Here is a 16,268-nt window from a genome sequence, read left to right as displayed (position 1 = left end):
GTGTAACGTGACAGCAGTGCCGGCCGCAGTCCCGCTCCGTCAGCGGCGCTCGCGATCCAGCCAGCAGGCCAGGCCCTGCGCGTTGAGCTCGATGTCCATGGCCAGCACAGCCACCACCGCCGCGTCATCCAGCACACAGCCATGCTGCTGCGCGCGCTCCAGGTACAGGGCCTGCAGCGCCGCCAGCAGGCAGCGATGGCGGTCGGGCCGCTCGTCGCACTGGCGGCCGATCGCCGCCATCGCATCGATCTGCTCGAACAGGTCGCCGGCCAGCCGCTGCACCTGCTCCACGCGGCCATAGTGGGTGAGGTACATCGACTGCGGATCGTAGTCGAGCATGCGCTGGATCGACGCCTTCATCGCTTCGGGATCGAACTGCACGGGCGAAGAGGTCGGAAAAATGAAGGCGCCCTGCGCGCTGTCCAGTTCGCGGTAGGAGATACCGAAGGTATCGCCGGTGAACCAGCTGCGGCTGCGCGCATCCCATACGCAGTAGTGATGCAGTGCGTGGCCGGGCGTATGCAGCAGGAGCAGTTCGCGTCCGGCAAGATCGAGGCGATGGCCATCCTCGGCCACCACGACGCGGTGTTCGGGAATCGCCTCGATGCGGCCATAGCTGCGTGCGATCTCCTCCGCGCCGTAGACCGCGGTGGCGCCTGCGATCAGCCGGGTCGGATCGATCATGTGCGGCGCACCGCGCGGATGCAGCACGGCCCGGGCATTGGGCAGCTGCTGCATCAACAGGCCCGCACCGCCGGCATGGTCCAGATGCACATGGGTGAGCAGAAGCCAGTCCACCGCGTCGGGCTGCAGGCCGGCATCGGACAGCGCCCGCAGCATCGCCGGCACGGACAGGCCGGTGCCACAGTCCACGAAGGCGCCCCGCCCGTTCTCGACGATCAGGTAGGCCGCATCGAAGTCGGGACGTTGGAAGCCGGTATCGATGGTGTGGATGCTGGGGTCGGCGATCATCGGCACGCACCTGGCGGAATCGGAATCAGGCGTCCATGGTAGGCGCGCAGGCAGGACCGGTTCGATGCGGCTTTGGTCGGAGGCACGCGCTCTGCCCCGGGACTACAACCATCGCGGTCGCAGCAGCAGTGCCAGCACCAGCACCGCCAGGAAAGCGCCGTAGGCATAGAGCACCGCCAGCACCTGCGGCCAGATCGGCCCCGCGTCGGTCTGCACCAGGCCCAGGTGGTGGCCCCACAGCATCGCCACGATGCTCAGAACAAAGGCCAGCAACAGCACCAGGCCATCGAACAGGCGCCGCCGCGTTGTGCGCGGCTGGCGCGGGAACAGCCAGTACAGGCTGCCCAGCACGACGAACCAGGGCAGGAAAAGCAGCAGCGACAACCACGCCATCGCAGACTCCTTCCATAGCGCCGGGCCCGATGCCCGGCTCCACATCCATCGGTAGCGCCGGGCCATGCCCGGCGGGGTGCATCAGGTAGCGCCGCCGGGCATGGGCCCGGCGTTACAGCACCCTCCGCTCAGGCATCTTCGCGCAGCACCGCCAGTGCCGCCAGGACCGCGTCAACCTCCGCCTCCAGCTTGAACAGCTCGCTCTGCAGCGCATCACCCTGCTCGGCCTGCTTGATCACGGCGATCAGCTGGCCGGCATCGCGCGGCGAATCAAAACCAATGCTCTGCATCAGCAGCGTGCCGTCGCCGGCGGTCAGCTTGAAGTAGAAGCGACCATCCTTCTCGCGGTACTGCTTGAACTGCGGCGGCGCCACGCGGGCAGCGCCGGCATCCTCGCTGGCGATGTCGCCGGCGGTGGACAGGTCGCGCAACCCCACGGCGTGCCGCAGCTCATCCAGCAGCGGCATCGCGAAGGTCTCGCGCAGCTGCTGGCCACGACGCTTCAGCAGCGCCTCGATCTTTTCCGGCTCGGCCATCAGCGCGTTGTAACGCTCGCGCAGCGGTGACAGCTCACCGTCGATGCGCTCGAACAACTGCTGCTTGGCATCGCCCCAGCTGATGCCCTCGGCGAATGCCCGGGCGAAAGCAGCGGTCTGCTCCGGCGTGGCGAAGGCCTGGTACATCTGGAACAGCGCCGAACCCTCGGTGTCCTTGGGCTCACCCGGTGCGCGCGAGTCGGTCAGGATCGAGAACACCAGCTTCTTCAGCTCCTCGCGCGGCGCGAACAGCGGAATGGTGTTGTGGTAGCTCTTGCTCATCTTGCGGCCGTCGAGGCCGGCCAGCGTGGCCACCTGCTCATCGATCACCACCTCCGGCAGCGGGAAGTATTCCTTGCCGTAGACGTGATTGAAGCGCTGGGCGAAGTCGCGGGCCATCTCGATGTGCTGGATCTGGTCACGACCGACCGGCACCTGGTTGGCCTTGAAGATCAGGATGTCGGCAGCCATCAGCACCGGGTACATGAACAGCCCGGCGCTGACGCCGGCATCCTCGTCCAGGCCTTCCTCGCGGTTCTTGTCCACCGCTGCCTTGTAGGCATGGGCACGATTGAGGATGCCCTTGCTGGCGATCGCGGTCAGGAACCACATCAGTTCTGTGGTTTCGCGGATGTCGCTCTGGCGGTAGAACCAGACGTGTTCCGGATCCAGGCCGCAGGCCAGCCAGCTGGCTGCGATCTCCAGGGTCGCGCGCTGGGTGCGCTGCGGATCCTGCGCCTTGATCAGGCTGTGCAGGTCGGCCAGGAAGAAGAAGCTCTCGATCCCCGGGGTGCGGCTGGCCGCGATGGCCGGACGGATGGCGCCAACGTAGTTGCCCAGATGGGGGGTGCCGGAGGGGGTGATGCCGGTAAGGACTCGGGTCGTCATGACTGCGTGGGGAAACCTTCGATGAACAGAACCAGTTTACCGTGCCCACGGCCAACCCCGTCAGGGCCTGCGGGTCGTTCATTCACCCGAGCCCACCGGAGTTCCCACATGAAACGCCTGCTGCCCCTGCTGCTGATCCTGCCCCTGGCCGGCTTCCGCCCGGTTCCGCCGCCACCGCCGATGCCGCAGGACGGCCCTGTGCGGATGACCCTGATCGACCGCGACCGCGGCACCGAACTGCGCAGCCATGCAGCCGATGGACAGCGCTGGGTGGCGGGCGAGCGCGGCCATCGCTATGCGGTACGCCTGTACAACGACAGCCCGCGGCGGGTGCTGGTGGTGCTCTCGGTGGATGGCATCAATGCCATCTCCGGCGAAGATGCCGACCCGTCGCAGACCGGCTATGTGCTCAACCCCGGCCAGCGCGCCGACATCACCGGCTGGCGCAAGAGCCAGGATGAAGTGGCGCAGTTCGTCTTCAGCAGCCCCAGTGGCAGCTATGCCAGCCGTACCGGCCGTGCGGACAACATCGGCGTGATCGGCGCGGCGGTGTTCGAGGAGGCCCGTCGCTGGCCGCTCCGACCGGAGCCGCTGCTGCGCCGTGGCGCCCCGGCGCCGGCCGCTGCGGAATCCGCTGCGGACGCCAGCGCCAGCCGCATGGACGGCTACTCAGCGCGGTCGCAGGCACCGTCGCTGGGCACCGGTCACGGCGCGCGCGAACGCTCCTCGGTGCGTGATACCGCATTCGAACGGGCCAGCCGCACGCCGGCGCAGGTCGTGCAGCTGCGTTACGACAGCGCACGCGCGCTGCGCGCACGCGGCATCGTGCTCGACCCGCCTTCGCACCTGCCGCGCGAGCCGCAGGCGTTTCCGAACCGCTACGTGCCGGATCCGCCGACACGTTGAGTCCCTGACAGCACGACGCCCGCACCAGAGGGTGCGGGCGTCGACGTGGGGGAGCCGCTTACCGCCGGCTGCTTACTTGTAGTCCGGGTAGTCCTTGCGCACGCTGTCTTCGAAGTCACGGACTTCCTTCTCGGCGCGATCCTTGGCCCAGCCATACCGTTCCTGCAGGCGGCCGGCCAGATATTCGGCATTGCCCTCGGCCACATCGAAATCGTCGTTGGTCAGATCGCCCCACTTGGCCTGGGCCTTGCCCTTCAGCTGCGACCACTTGCCGGAAATGATGTCTTTGTTCATTGCTGGGAATCCTTGGTTGCAACGGCGTTCTTACCGTGACTGCAGCTTCCCGCATCCGCTGTTGAAAGGCGGTCAACCGCTCATGAAACACATGCTCACGTGCTTGAATGGTTCACTCCATCGCCACACGCGATGGCGACTACGCGGCCATACACACGCACGAAAAAAAGGCCGGGAAGATCCCGGCCTTTTTCTGTTCCACACCGCGTCGGGCTTAGTTGCCCTTGGCGGCATCCTCGACCTTTTCACCGGCCTTCTGCACGTCCTTGCCGGCACCGGCAACGGTGTTGCAGCCGGCCAGCATGGCCACCGAGAACATCGACAACAGCATCAGGGCAACTACGCGCTTCATGGGCTTCTCCTTGGGTTCGCCGCTTCACCGCTACAACGCGGATGGGGTTCTGTCGCTCGGCAGGCAGGGCCGAAGCCACCGCCGCCGCGTGAGGTGCAATCTGGCGGCTGCGGCGTGCAGCGGGCGTGAACGGATCGGCGATCCGTTCAGGGATGCCCTCAATCGCGCATCAGCGTGGATTTGCCGAACAGGCTCTCCACCAGGTCCACGGCCAGTTCGGCGGTGGCGTTCTGCTTGTCCAGCAGCGGATTGAGCTCGACGATATCCAGCGACCCCATGCGCCCGCTGTCGGCGATCATTTCCATCACCAGCTGCGCTTCGCGGTAGTTCACCCCGCCCGGCACCGTGGTGCCGACGCCGGGTGCAATGCTCGGGTCGAGGAAGTCGACATCGAAGCTGACATGCAGATGGGTGCTGTCATCGATCCCGGCCAGCGCGGCCTCCACGGTGCGCTTCATACCGTTCTCGTCGATGTAGCGCATGTCGTAGACGTCGACCTTGTGGGTCTTGATCAGGCGCTTCTCTTCCGGGTCCACCGAGCGGATGCCGATCTGGTGCACCTGGGCGGGCGTGATTGCCGGCGCACTGCCGCCCAGACGGGTCAGTGCCTCCGGCCCCAGCCCGCACAGGCAGGCCACCGGCATGCCGTGGATGTTGCCCGACGGCGTGACATCACTGGTATTGAAGTCCGAGTGTGCATCCAGCCACAGCACGCGCAGGGTCTTGCCCTGCTCGCGGCACCAGCGGGCCACTGCGGTGATCGAGCCGATGCCCAGGCAATGGTCGCCCCCGAGCATGATCGGCATGCGCCCGGCCTGCAGCTCGGCATAGCTGGCCTCCATCAGTGCATGGTTCCAGGCCACCACCTCGTCCAGATGGCGGTAGCCTTCGACCGGCGCGGTCCACGGGTTGCGCGGGCCGTCCAGATTGCCCAGATCACGCACATCCACACCGCGCGCCGCCAGCGCCTCCGGCAGGCCCGCCACGCGCAGCGCTTCCGGCCCCAGCCGCGCGCCCCGATGGCCGGCACCGACATCGGTGGGGACGCCGATCAACGAGACGGAAATGGGATGGGCCATGGGTGCCTCCTGCAACGGAAAAAGAAGCACAGTCTAGCCAGAGCTGTGTGACACGACTCGCGGCGGTGCAGCAGGGCAGACGCGGTCGGCGGTTGCGGAACACCGCACGGCAACACAGTGTCGGAATCGGCACGGCCGGGCGCGTATGGGTGATGTAGCCAGCCCGCACGTGAGCGACGGGCCATGACGACGCATGCGCGGATTGCAGGGCCACCCGGGTTGGGCGGATGGCAGCACTGTGACATCTACCGCAGTGCCGATCCTTCAGCACCATCAGGATCGGCGCTGCACTTGCCGGCCATTGCCGTTAGCATCGTGCTGGCTCGGTCTGCCGCACCGGTTAAGCCAGCTTTACTTCGCGTATGTCGCGTCCATTGCCGCGCGTGGGATCACTGGAATTCCGTCCTTGCAAAGGCCTCGCGCAGGATGTCGCTTTTGCCTTTACATCGCGCGAAACAGGTCAAAAGCGATAATTCATTTTTTCTTTCGAATCGCACGAAGTCATTGGAAAGAATGACTGGCGGGCGGTGTTTGCGCGTGCGCATGATGAATCGCCACCGACAACGGGTGGCCGGGACTTCCAAGCCCGTGTGATTGAAGCTGTATACGCTTTGTCAGTCGGCGCCACCTGTCTCGGGGTGGCGCCGGCTGGCAATCCGTCTGCCGATCTACGGCGGGCGGTGCGTGGGGGCCTTGTGCCCGCCGGCTCATCGATCTCCGGTCTTGGAAGCCACGCATCGTCCGCCACCCTCTGCGGGTGGCGCCTCTGTTCCGCATGAGGATGTCCCATGACCGCACCCCGCTACCCCTATCTGCTTGCCACCCTGGGCGATGCCGCCGAGCACCTGCCCCGCGAACTGGCAGAGCCGTTGGAAGCTGCGCTTTCCGCTGCCGTTGATCTGCCCGAGCCGATCACGCTGGTGGGCTGCCTGCAGCGCATCCGCAGCGGCGATGCCGCCGATGGCCAACCGTGGAAGGGCCCCGTGCCCAGCCCAGGCCAGGGCGTGACCCGTGCGCGTACCGACCGCGCCGCCGCCGGCCTGGTCACGCTGCTGGAGGTATTCCACGCCGCCGAGCGCGTGCGTGTGGATGGCGCCGAGAAGGACGACATCGGCGACGGCGCGCGCGAAGGCCTGCTGCTGGCCTGCCGGGGGCTGGCGGAGTATGTGGAGCTGCAGTTGCACGCGGCATGAGCCGCGCCGCCACGCCCGCCGATTGTTTTGATTTGGCAAATAGTGATGGCGCTTTATAGGCGTTTATCCGGCCAATGCCGAGGACTACCTTGAGGCTCATCGATCCCCTTCTGGAGAATCCCATGAGCAAGCGCAATGCCGTTTTCCCGGCCGGCCGGCAGGACCTGTACACCTCGCAGACCTATTCGGCCGCGATCCAGTCGGGTGACCTGCTGTTCGTGTCCGGCCAGGTGGGCAGCCGCAGCGACGGGACACCCGAGCCCGACTTCGAGGCGCAGGTCCGCCTGGCCTTCGCGAACCTGGAGGCAACCCTGAAGGCCGGTGGTTGCGGGCTTGACGACATCGTCGACGTGACCACCTTCCATACGGACCCGCAGAACCAGTTCGGAACCGTCATGACCGTAAAGAGCGAGGTCTTCCCCGAGAAGCCCTATCCCAACTGGACGGCGGTGGGCGTCAACTGGCTTGCCGGATTCGACTTCGAGATCAAGGTGATCGCCCGCATTCCGGGCTGAGCAAGCCGCGCCCGGGAGATCGTGTGCGCGAGCGCGTGCCGCTCAGGCAGCGGTCGCGAAATCAGGACTCCGCTCGCCGGACAGCGCCCGATAGGGCACGTGCGATATCGCCCAGTGTCTTGGCAGTGAAGGCCGAATCGCCATTGCTTTCAACGATGCAGGCATCGAGATAGGCGGCCATTTCTTCAGGCGTACGAAGATGCGTGGCCACGTCAAATGCTTCGAGTTCACTCTTCCTTTTGACAGCCATGCGTATGCGACTCCGGCGCCTGGCAAACGCGCTGCAATTCGCCACAGGAGAAAGAACGCTGCGGAAGCGAGCGACTGCGGGATGGTGCCGCTTATCCGAATCGAACGGATGACCTACTGTTTACAAGATAGTTGGACTAAGCCCTAGAATCAGAGACTTAGACCATCTAATTTTCCCGGTACTGTGTCGTGGAACGCCTGCCGTTGCTGGGGTCTGAGGCTAATTTTCCCGGTGCCGGATCCAGCTGCAGGCGTGGCCACCGCGATCGATCGACAGCGAGCTGCAGCTGCTGCCGGCGTCGCCCTATCCCATCCACCCGAAAGGCGGTTCGATGTTTGCCTTGGCCAGCCTGTTCGCCTGCACCGCCTCGCGGTACCGGCGGATCTGGTCGACGTCGTCGCGCAGCCGGGCCACGTGCCTGGCCACCCACATCTCAGCGCCGGCACGCCCCTGCTCGTAGCTGCTGCAGCGCCTGGACGGTCCACCTGGCCCATTCCGGTGCCGGTCGAGGGTGGCCACCCAGCAGCCGTCGTCTACGCGCTGGAACATGGCCACCACCCATACCCCCTCGCACACGATGACGGTCGGCAGCTCGCCAGGGCGGCTGGCCGACCGCGTGGTCCATTGGAAGTCAGGCGGCAAGGTCATGCGCGGCAGGATACGCCCGGCGGTCGCACGGGCTGCGACGGATCCGAGGACGCCCAGGTGCCGGCGGAGCGTACGCGGCGAGAGCGTGGACATAGCGGCGAGAGGGTGAGCTGCCCCGTTCCCCGCGCTTTTATGCAATTTAGGTTGTGGCCATCGGAAACAGGTAATTTTTGCAATCGACCATGGCAGATCGAAAAATACCATTGATAAACAACAAGTTATAGAACATTTTCAATAGCAATAGTTGAGTGATGTTTAGGTAACGGGATTGCTCTTTTGGGCTGCAATTTCAGTCTTGAAAAATATCCTTAAGAATCAATGACATTGCATTTCAGCCCTCTAAAAATTGCTTCGGATTGCCTCAGTTTGCAATCGACCATTCCCCAATAGATTCATGCACTTAGAACGCTAAAACCGGGGCGGCACACAGGAATTACTTCTTTCCGGACACCCCCCATTCCCTGAGCCGCCGCCAAGCCCACCAGGGCGCTCCTGAAATGCCCATCCGCGCGCAGGGATCCGCAGGGATCGGCACGTCCTGCCGAACGCCAGCGCCCCCTGCTGCGGCGTGGGCTGGGCGGGGGCGCAGGGGTGCGGAAAAAAAGGGGGGAAAAGACCGCAGGCGTGGCGGGGCGACGACTGCGCGCGCCGGGGGGTGAGGCCTCGCTCGCCGCCCTGGCGCCGCCTCTCGCCCTGCATCTGGCCCGTCGACCGCCCCAGCGGCCCGGCAGTGCCCCCGCAGCCCCGCCGGGCGACCGTGGTGGCCATCGGTTCGCGTCGACCGCACGCGCGCGCACAGGCCGGCATGCACGTGCCGCTTGCACTTCGGCAGGTTGACCGCGACCGTATCGTTGCGGCCATTCGCCCGACCGAAAGGCCGGGCTTCTTGTGTGCGTCGGGCACGAAAAAGGCCGCCCAAGCGGGCGGCCTCCGTGCGTAGTGTTGGCATGGCCTGCGCGGACACAGTGAGGTCCACGGCTACCTAGCGTTATGCTCTGGGGATAGGTTCCTGCGCCATCCAGGCCTCAGAAGCCGTGGGCGCGCGCGTCTTGAACATGGAGAGACAGAATGTCGGAGTGGCTGGACGGGTGCGTAGTGCTTGCGAGCGTGGTCGTGCGCACCACCGTTGAGGGTGGCGCGAAACCGAATGTGACCTGGTTGCAAACCTATGGACAACTCATTGGCGTCGCTATAGGTGCTGTGCTCACTGGAGCCGTAGCACTTCTTCTGGCGATCATGAACAACCGCAGCAGCGACCGCAGGCTGAAGTTTCAGCAGGATCACGATCTGCAGCGCGACCGGCAGCGCATGACGCGGGAGAGGCTTGAGGAGCTGTACGTCCTGGCCGGACACTGGACATTAAGTCTAGAGCTGTATGGTTTTCTAGGGTTGCGCCTTGCACGAGGGCAGCTCACCTACGCTGACTATCTCTTACTTCAACGTGAGCAGGCTAATAACCCGCAGGTCCAGATGTCCCGCATGGACCTGCTGCTAGATGTGTATGGTTCGCAGGAGGTCAGCGAAGCTGTGGCAAAGGTCAGGGATCTACGAGGTGAATTCAACAAGCTACTCACTCGCGTTGAGAACCTTAGCAAGATATCAGGTGATTCCCTGACCCCCTACTTGACCACCAACCCGGTAAATGAGGTTCTCTACACGAAAATAGACGACAGCGTTACCGCCATCGTCCAAGCCGGGCGCAGCCTCCTGGAGACTATTGCCACTCAGATAAAGAGCTAACTGGCAAAGAACTGCCCGCTCACCGAATCACCCCAAGGCCTTGGGGTCGAAGGGATCGAACGCGATGACCTCCTGCCCGAGCCAGTCGTTCACCCGCAGCATGCGGGTCTGCATGGCCGCCAGTTCCGTCTTGCCCCACACCGTGTAGGCATCGCGGATGGACCCAAAGCCACCAGCGTTCTGCGGCACCACCCCCAGCAGCTGCGGCGGGATCCGCAGCGATGCCAGAACGTCATCGCGGGTGACGCTCTTGATGCCGGTGAATTCATCCTTGGCGGCCACCTCGCTGACCGGGATCAGCTGCAGGCCTGCCGTTGGGCGAGTGCAGGAACAGGTTGCGGAAGTTGCCCACGCCACGGGTGCTTTTCAGCGACTCGCGCAGCGCGTCCACGTCGGCGTCATCGATCTGATCGTCGGTCAGGTAGAGGATGAAGCCGGCATGCGAGCCGTTGTTGTAGTACTTCCGGCGAAACAGGGTGGCCGACTCGTTCAGCAGGGCCGACTGCAGCGACGGCATCCACTCCGGCAGGCCGTAGATCTCCTGGTTGACGTCGGCCTCCCTCAGCTGGAACACGCTGCCCGGCTCAAACTCATGCTCATCCTTCCAGCCGCGGACCTGGTAGAAGGTGCCCGGCTCGACGCCGCGCCTCATGTACTTGGCCAGTGCCGGCACCAGCGCCATCGCGTTGCCGATCACCGAGTTTCGGCGCTCCAGGTAGCCCATGCCGAAATGCACCCAATCCATTGCGAACTGCTCAAACGCCTCGCGGCTGAGGATCCTGTTCGGCTTGAAGGAGCGGACCAGCATGTTGGTCTTGAAGCGCAGGCCGGATCCCAGGTAAACGTTGGCGCGGGTTGCCCGCGCCAGGCCGTCCAGCGACACCGGCGGCTCGTAGTAGCGCCCGTTCTGCCAGCAGTGGACGTAGTCGAGGATGCCGCCCGATTCCAGCACCGGTACCGGATCCCCGAAGGTGAAGCTGACCGTGCGGGCGGGAGCCGCAGGTGCGGCGACGTCGTTCATGCGTTGATCTCCAATCGGCTGCGCCGCGCCGATGCGTGCGGGCGCTCAAGCGGTTCGTTGTGCAGGGCATGGAATAGCGCCCACGCCAGATCGGCGTGGCCCGTCTCTTCGCTTCGCCCCGCCGTATAGGTGACCTGCCGCTGACTCTTGGTCAGGGTCTTCTTGATGGCCATGATCGACCGTGTCAGATCGAGCATGCCGGCGTCGTATTCCAGACGCCCATTGCTGATCACGTCGTAAGCCTTCAACACCAGCCTGGCCTTTACCTCGGGCGAGTAGCTGAAAGTGACCAGGTTGGGGAAGAAGGTCTTCACGATCTGTGCCACACCGGTGCCCATGCCGGTGGTGTCGATGCCGATGTAGGTAACCCAGTAGCGCTGGGTGATCTTGCGGATGATCTCGGCCTGCGCGGCGAAGTCGTTGCCCTTGAACTGGAAGCGTTCCAGCACGCGGAATTTGCCGCCTTGCTCGCTGGGTGGCGCCACCACGACCAGGCCAGCACTGTCACCCGTCTCGGCAGGGTCGTAGCCAACCCACACAGGGCGGTCGCCATAGGGACGCTGAGCGAAGGGCCGGTAGTCGCCTGCCCAATCCACATAGCTGTCGACGCCGCATGTCTGCAGCAGGCTCAGGGGAAACACGCTGGCGCTGTCGTCCACGAACCCGCACATCAGCAGGTTCTCGAAGGCATCCGCGCTGTACTCCTCGCGCAGCTCATCAATGTCGAACAGATCGCAGCCCCGGCGTTCGGCATCCAGGATGGTGACGATCTGCCGCCAGAGCTTGTCCTGCCCAAGGTGACCACCCGCCAGTGCATCGTGCGAGGTATCGATCTTGATGCGCTGATCAGCCGGCTTGCCCCGGTTGCGGCGCTCGCCGGTCCAGAAGCTGTATGCCTGGTGGGCCATGGTGGATGGCGTGCTGAAGTAGGTCTTGCGCCACTTCTTATGCATGGCCATGCCGCTGGCCACCTTGTTCAGCTCATCGAACCCGTGCGTCCAGAAGAACTCATCGAAGTAGAAGTTGCCGTGGTAGCCCTGCGCGGTGCGGGCGTTGGTGCCTAGGAAGAACAGCTCTGCGCCGTTGGCCAGGACGATGCTGTCGCCGCCCTTGAGATCCTTGTCCAGCGTCTCGCGCACGAAGGCCTGCATGTAACCACGGAACAGGAACGCCTGCGCCTTGGATGCGCTCAGGAAGATCTGGTTTCGGCCGGTCTTGATCGCATCGATCAGCGCCTCGCGGGCGAAATAGAAGGTAGCTCCGATCTGGCGCGACTTGAGGATCGCGCGGGTGCGCAGATTGCTGGCCTTGTACCAGTCCAGCTGGTAGTCAAAGCACCCATCGACAAACGCGGTCGTGAGCTGCTCGACCTCAGCCTCACTGAACCCGTTTCGGCGCTCCTTCTTCTTCGGGCCTGCATTGCGGTTTGCCACGGCCGGATTCAGATCGGTCTCTGTGCCGCCGCCCTGGTAGCGCTGGATCCGCGCCTGTCGCTCCAGCTGGCGGTGCAGGAGGTCGATCTCCTTGAAGTCGCCGCCGGTCTTGCCCTCTTTCAGGATCAGCTGCACCAGGCGCTGTTCAAGCGCGCCACCGATGCGCTCGACGTTGTCGGCGCGGTCCCACTCGTCACGCGCCTTCCAGCTGTGTATGGTTTTCTCTTTCTCGCCAATCGCCTCTGCGATCTCGGTGACACGCCAGCCCATCCAGTACAGGAATTTGGCCTGTCTGCGGCTGTCGGTTTGGAGTTGGGCGGCGACGTCGTTCACCGCACTAGGGTCGCGTCCAGCGACCGATTCATACAGAAATCAATGACGTAGCGCCGTGTCTTACAACTCGGTTGCGTTGCTGCTGTTTGTCGCTCTGCCGACCATGGACCTGTTGAAGCGCGATCCGCGCACACGGCCAAAATCAGCAGAGGACACCATGTCGGATCCCAAGAAGAAGTACCGCAGCAAGTTCTTCCGCGTCGCCGTGGAAGGCGACACCACCGATGGCCGTGTGATCGAGCGTGGCTGGATCCAGCAGATGGCCGGCAGCTACAACCCGTCGCTGTATGGTGCCCGCATCAACCTGGAGCACATTCGCGGCATCCTGCCGGATAGCCCGTTCAAGGCCTACGGCGATGTGGTGGCGGTGAAGGCCGAAGAGGTCGAAATCGACGGCAAGAAGAAGCTCGCGCTGTTCGCCCAGCTGGAACCGACCGATGCCCTGGTGAGCATGGTCAACAACGACAAGCAGAAGATCTACACCAGCATCGAAGTGTCGCCCAACTTCGCCAAGACCGGCGGTGCCTACTTGGTCGGCCTGGCCGTCACCGACAGCCCGGCCAGCCTGGGCACCGAAAAGCTGTCCTTCGCGGCCAAGCACCCCGAGGCCAAGCTGTTCGATGATCGCAAGCTCAATGCGGAGAACGTGTTCACCGCGTCGTGCGAATCCAGCATCGAGCTGGAAGAAGTCAGCGCTGACGGCGGCGACGCTACCGGCAAGCTGCTCTCGGGACTCGCTGGCCTCATTGATCGCTTCACCGGCAAGACCACGCCGCCGCCGGTACCGGTGACGCCGCCGGCCCCGGAGGGCGCAGCTGATGCGCAGGCGTTCGCTGGCCTGGCCGAGGTGCTGACCGGTATCCACGATGGCATCAAGGCCAACGGTGAGCAGTTCGCCGCGCTGCGCAAGGACCTGGACGAAAGCCGCGCCGAGTTCAGCGCGCTGGAAAAGAAGCTGTCGAGCACCGCTTCGACCACGCAGGCCTTCCGCCCCGTCGTCAACGGCCCGTCCGACAAGTCTGTGGTCACTGACTGCTGACCCGTCGCCGCGCCACCGCACACCGACCACATCCCCGCCTTTCGGAGACCACCCATGCGTAATGAAACTCGCCTGCTGTACACGGCGTTCCTGAGCCAGATCGCTTCCCTCAATGGCGTCGCCGACGCCGGCCAGGTGTTCAACGTCGATCCCACCATCCAGCAGAAGCTGGAAACCCGGATGCAGGAGTCCAGCGAATTCCTCGGCCGGATCAACATCATCGGCGTCAACGAACTCAAGGGTCAGAAGGTTGGCATCGGTGTTTCCAGCACCATCGCCGGCCGCACTGACACCACCGGCAACGGCGAGCGCTCCCCGCGCGACGTCTCCGGCCTGGACAGCCAGACCTACGAGTGCAAGCAGACCGACTTCGACACCGCGATCCGCTACGCGCTGCTGGACGCTTGGGCGAAGTTCCCCGACTTCCAGGCCCGACTGCGCGATGCCATCGTCAAGCGCCAGGCACTGGACCGCCTGATGATCGGCTTCCATGGCACCAGCGCGGCGGCAACCACCGACCGTACCGCCCATCCGAATCTGGAAGACGTCAACATCGGCTGGCTGCAGCAGTACCGCAACAACGCCCCGGCGCGCGTCATGCGTGAAGTGGAAGCTGGCTCGGGCAAGGTGGTGGTGGGCGTCGATGGTGACTACAAGAACCTGGACGCCCTGGTCTACGACGCGGTGAGCAACCTGATCGACCCGTGGCACCGCAAGGATCCGGGCCTGGTCGCGGTGGTTGGCCGTGGCCTGCTGCACGACAAGTACTTCCCGCTGGTCAACGCCGACCAGCCGGCCACCGAGAAGTTGGCCACCGACGTCATCCTGTCCCAGCGCCGTCTGGGCGGCCTGCAGGTGGCAGAGGTTCCGTACATCCCGGACGGCACCCTGCTGATCACCTCGCTGTCCAACCTGTCGATCTACTGGCAGGAAGGTGGCCGCCGCCGCCACGTCGTGGAGAACCCGAAGAAGAACCGGATCGAGAACTACGAGTCGTCCAACGACGCCTACGTGGTCGAGGACTACGGCTTCGGCTGTGTCGTCGAGAACATCGAGATCAAGGAAGCCTGATCCGATGGCCGCCAGTCCCGCCAAGAAGCACCTCAGCCGCGTTCGCGCGGCTGAGGAATCGGCCCGGCGCCAGGGTTCTGCGCCGGTGGACAACGCGTCCGAGTACGAGCTGCACATGATGAAGCTGCAGGACCATCGCCTGCGCCTCAAGCAGATCCAGTCGGGCGAGGCCAAGGGCAAGTTCAAGGCCGAGATCCTGGACGACTACGCGCCCTACCTGCAGGGCGTGCTGCAGGCCGATGCCGGCGGCGACGATGAGGTGGTTGCCACCCTGATGCTCTGGCACATTGATGCCGGTGACTTCGCCGGGGCGCTGCCGCTGGCCGACTACGCCCTGCGCCACAACCTGGCCATGCCCGACCGCTTCGCCCGCACCACCGGCTGCCTGATCGCCGAGGAAGTGGCCGATGCTGCCCTGCGCGCCCAGGTGGCTGGTGCTGACTTCGATGTGGTGGTGCTGGATACCACCACCGCGCTGACCGCCGAGCAGGATATGCCTGACCAGGTCCGCGCGAAGCTCTACCTGGCCGCCGGCCGCAGTGTGATTCGCGCCGACGACGTCGAAGACAACCCGCCGCCCTTCGGCCAGCTGGTCAAGTGCGTGGCCAACCTCAACCGCGCCCTGGAGCTGGATACGGCGTGCGGTGGGAAGAAAGACCTGGAGCGCGCAACTCGCCTCCTGAAGAAACACGCTCCGCCCACGGCCGACGCCCCGCAGCAGAACGCAGCGGATGGCAACGGCGACACCGGCACCGGCCCCACGCCGGACGCCGGAACCGGCAACGCTGGCGACACGCCGGCGGCTGACGGTGCCACCGGGCAGAGCTAACCGAGCGTCCCCGCAACCCCCGCCGGCTCGGGGCCGATCCACAACGACCTCTCTCCCGTTGTGGTGACGCCCCGACCACCGGCGACTATTCCGAGGCCTTATGTCTGCATTCATCGCCCCCGGCAAGAACGCCCCCAGCGACGACATCACGTCGGGCAGCTGGTGGCCGTCCATCTCGCCGTCGCAGGTGCGAGAGGACATGAGGATTGCTGGCGCAGTCACCGAGCCGCGCCTGCGCAACAGCCTGATCAACGCTGTGACCACGGTGAACACGGCGCTCGCGTCCTGGGCGCAGCGCCATATCGCCGATGGCCACGAATCGCTGGCCGACGTGCCTGCCGATGTCATCTCCGGCGTCTCACGCCTGGTGCTGCTGTACCGCCGCGCGGTGGCCACCTATGCCGCCGCCGAGCTGACCGAGCGCTACCGTTCCTATGACGCCACCGACAGCGCCAACCAACGCGCTGACGACCTGACCCCTTCCATCGGCGAGATCCGCCGCGATCACCGCTGGGCCATGCGCGATCTGCAGGGCCTGCCGCGCACCACGGTGGACCTCATCTGATGCTGGTCATCGCAGCCCAAGGCGACACCCTGGACGCCATCTGCTACCGCTACCTGGGCACCACTGCCGCGTGCGTGGAACAAGCGCTGGCACTCAATCCCGGTCTAGCCGCTCTCGGCCCGATCCTGCCCCAAGGCACCTCCGTAGTGCTGCCCGATACCACCACCCCAGCCGCCGCCACGCGCCCGCTGGTCCAGCTCTGGGACTGACG

17 protein-coding genes and 2 pseudogenes are annotated in these 16,268 nt (G+C 64.9%); 9 read left to right on the top strand and 10 right to left on the bottom strand.

What is annotated here, in order from left to right; genetic code table 11:
• Positions 1-39: 39 nt before the first annotated feature.
• The 3 genes from N5J29_RS05925 to N5J29_RS05915 all read right to left on the bottom strand — a co-directional run bounded on the left by N5J29_RS05925 (position 40) and on the right by N5J29_RS05915 (position 2,789).
• Positions 40-972: an MBL fold metallo-hydrolase gene (locus tag N5J29_RS05925; protein ID WP_053520143.1), complete on the bottom strand. Its 933-nt coding sequence runs from the start codon at positions 970-972 to the stop codon at positions 40-42.
• A gap of 102 nt (positions 973-1,074) precedes the next feature.
• Positions 1,075-1,365 (bottom strand): hypothetical protein, encoded by a 291-nt coding sequence (locus N5J29_RS05920; protein WP_053520144.1) that lies wholly within the window; start codon positions 1,363-1,365, stop codon positions 1,075-1,077.
• A gap of 128 nt (positions 1,366-1,493) precedes the next feature.
• On the bottom strand, positions 1,494-2,789 hold the full coding sequence (locus N5J29_RS05915) for a tryptophan--tRNA ligase (protein ID WP_164151213.1): 1,296 nt from the start codon (positions 2,787-2,789) through the stop codon (positions 1,494-1,496).
• 108 nt (positions 2,790-2,897) lie between these two features.
• Here N5J29_RS05915 and N5J29_RS05910 point away from each other — a divergent pair, with 108 nt between their 5' ends.
• On the top strand, positions 2,898-3,695 hold the full coding sequence (locus N5J29_RS05910; RefSeq protein WP_164151211.1) for a hypothetical protein: 798 nt from the start codon (positions 2,898-2,900) through the stop codon (positions 3,693-3,695).
• Between the two features lie 72 nt (positions 3,696-3,767).
• Here N5J29_RS05910 and N5J29_RS05905 read toward each other — a convergent pair whose 3' ends face one another.
• The 3 genes from N5J29_RS05905 to rocF all read right to left on the bottom strand — a co-directional run bounded on the left by N5J29_RS05905 (position 3,768) and on the right by rocF (position 5,420).
• Entirely contained in the window at positions 3,768-3,989 is a 222-nt protein-coding gene (locus N5J29_RS05905; protein WP_019661831.1) for a CsbD family protein, read from the bottom strand.
• 214 nt (positions 3,990-4,203) lie between these two features.
• Positions 4,204-4,341, bottom strand: a complete 138-nt coding sequence (locus N5J29_RS05900; protein ID WP_053520147.1) for an entericidin A/B family lipoprotein — start codon at positions 4,339-4,341, stop codon at positions 4,204-4,206.
• Between the two features lie 158 nt (positions 4,342-4,499).
• Entirely contained in the window at positions 4,500-5,420 is a 921-nt protein-coding gene (rocF, locus tag N5J29_RS05895; RefSeq protein WP_053520148.1) for an arginase, read from the bottom strand.
• A 788-nt stretch (positions 5,421-6,208) separates the two neighbouring features.
• On the opposite strand from rocF, the gene N5J29_RS05890 reads away from it, so the two are divergent.
• Both N5J29_RS05890 and N5J29_RS05885 read left to right on the top strand, forming a co-directional pair.
• Complete coding sequence (locus tag N5J29_RS05890; protein WP_111186496.1) at positions 6,209-6,613, top strand: hypothetical protein; 405 nt, start codon at positions 6,209-6,211, stop codon at positions 6,611-6,613.
• Between the two features lie 122 nt (positions 6,614-6,735).
• Complete coding sequence (locus N5J29_RS05885) at positions 6,736-7,128, top strand: RidA family protein (RefSeq protein WP_053520150.1); 393 nt, start codon at positions 6,736-6,738, stop codon at positions 7,126-7,128.
• Between the two features lie 42 nt (positions 7,129-7,170).
• Here the strand turns inward: N5J29_RS05885 and N5J29_RS05880 are convergent.
• Together N5J29_RS05880 and N5J29_RS05875 are read right to left on the bottom strand one after the other, a co-directional pair.
• Positions 7,171-7,378: pseudogene (locus N5J29_RS05880) on the bottom strand (hypothetical protein).
• 303 nt (positions 7,379-7,681) lie between these two features.
• Positions 7,682-8,026, bottom strand: a complete 345-nt coding sequence (locus N5J29_RS05875; protein WP_279924203.1) for a hypothetical protein — start codon at positions 8,024-8,026, stop codon at positions 7,682-7,684.
• A gap of 1,068 nt (positions 8,027-9,094) precedes the next feature.
• Between N5J29_RS05875 and N5J29_RS05870 the strand changes: the two genes are divergently transcribed.
• Positions 9,095-9,766, top strand: a complete 672-nt coding sequence (locus tag N5J29_RS05870) for a hypothetical protein (protein ID WP_279924202.1) — start codon at positions 9,095-9,097, stop codon at positions 9,764-9,766.
• A gap of 27 nt (positions 9,767-9,793) precedes the next feature.
• Here the strand turns inward: N5J29_RS05870 and N5J29_RS05865 are convergent.
• Both N5J29_RS05865 and N5J29_RS05860 read right to left on the bottom strand, forming a co-directional pair.
• Positions 9,794-10,787: pseudogene (locus tag N5J29_RS05865) on the bottom strand (phage portal protein).
• The gene (locus tag N5J29_RS05860) at positions 10,784-12,553 is read right to left on the bottom strand and encodes a terminase family protein (protein ID WP_279924201.1); all 1,770 of its coding nucleotides are present in this window, start codon (positions 12,551-12,553) and stop codon (positions 10,784-10,786) included. Before N5J29_RS05860 ends, N5J29_RS05865 begins: the two are co-directional and overlap by 4 nt.
• Before the next feature lie 157 nt (positions 12,554-12,710).
• Between N5J29_RS05860 and N5J29_RS05855 the strand changes: the two genes are divergently transcribed.
• The 5 genes from N5J29_RS05855 (at position 12,711) to N5J29_RS05835 (ending at position 16,266) form a co-directional block, all read left to right on the top strand.
• Complete coding sequence (locus tag N5J29_RS05855) at positions 12,711-13,592, top strand: GPO family capsid scaffolding protein (protein ID WP_279924199.1); 882 nt, start codon at positions 12,711-12,713, stop codon at positions 13,590-13,592.
• A gap of 54 nt (positions 13,593-13,646) precedes the next feature.
• Positions 13,647-14,663, top strand: coding sequence for a phage major capsid protein, P2 family (locus tag N5J29_RS05850; RefSeq protein WP_279924197.1), 1,017 nt, complete (start codon positions 13,647-13,649; stop codon positions 14,661-14,663).
• Positions 14,664-14,667: 4 nt separating this feature from the next.
• Positions 14,668-15,492 carry a phage terminase small subunit gene (gene gpM, locus N5J29_RS05845; protein WP_279924195.1) on the top strand — a complete coding sequence of 275 codons (825 nt, stop codon included), beginning with the start codon at positions 14,668-14,670 and terminating at the stop codon, positions 15,490-15,492.
• 100 nt (positions 15,493-15,592) lie between these two features.
• A complete protein-coding gene (locus tag N5J29_RS05840; protein WP_279924193.1) occupies positions 15,593-16,057 on the top strand; it encodes a head completion/stabilization protein in 465 nt (154 codons plus the stop codon).
• The gene (locus tag N5J29_RS05835) at positions 16,057-16,266 is read left to right on the top strand and encodes a tail protein X (RefSeq protein WP_046272348.1); all 210 of its coding nucleotides are present in this window, start codon (positions 16,057-16,059) and stop codon (positions 16,264-16,266) included. Before N5J29_RS05840 ends, N5J29_RS05835 begins: the two co-directional genes overlap by 1 nt.
• Positions 16,267-16,268 lie beyond the last annotated feature (2 nt).

This window comes from Stenotrophomonas sp. GD03680, assembly GCF_029844625.1.
Taxonomy (GTDB): domain Bacteria; phylum Pseudomonadota; class Gammaproteobacteria; order Xanthomonadales; family Xanthomonadaceae; genus Stenotrophomonas; species Stenotrophomonas maltophilia_P.
The sequence above is the reverse complement of the archived record's forward strand: the minus strand, read 5'-3'. Positions and strand labels throughout refer to the sequence as shown.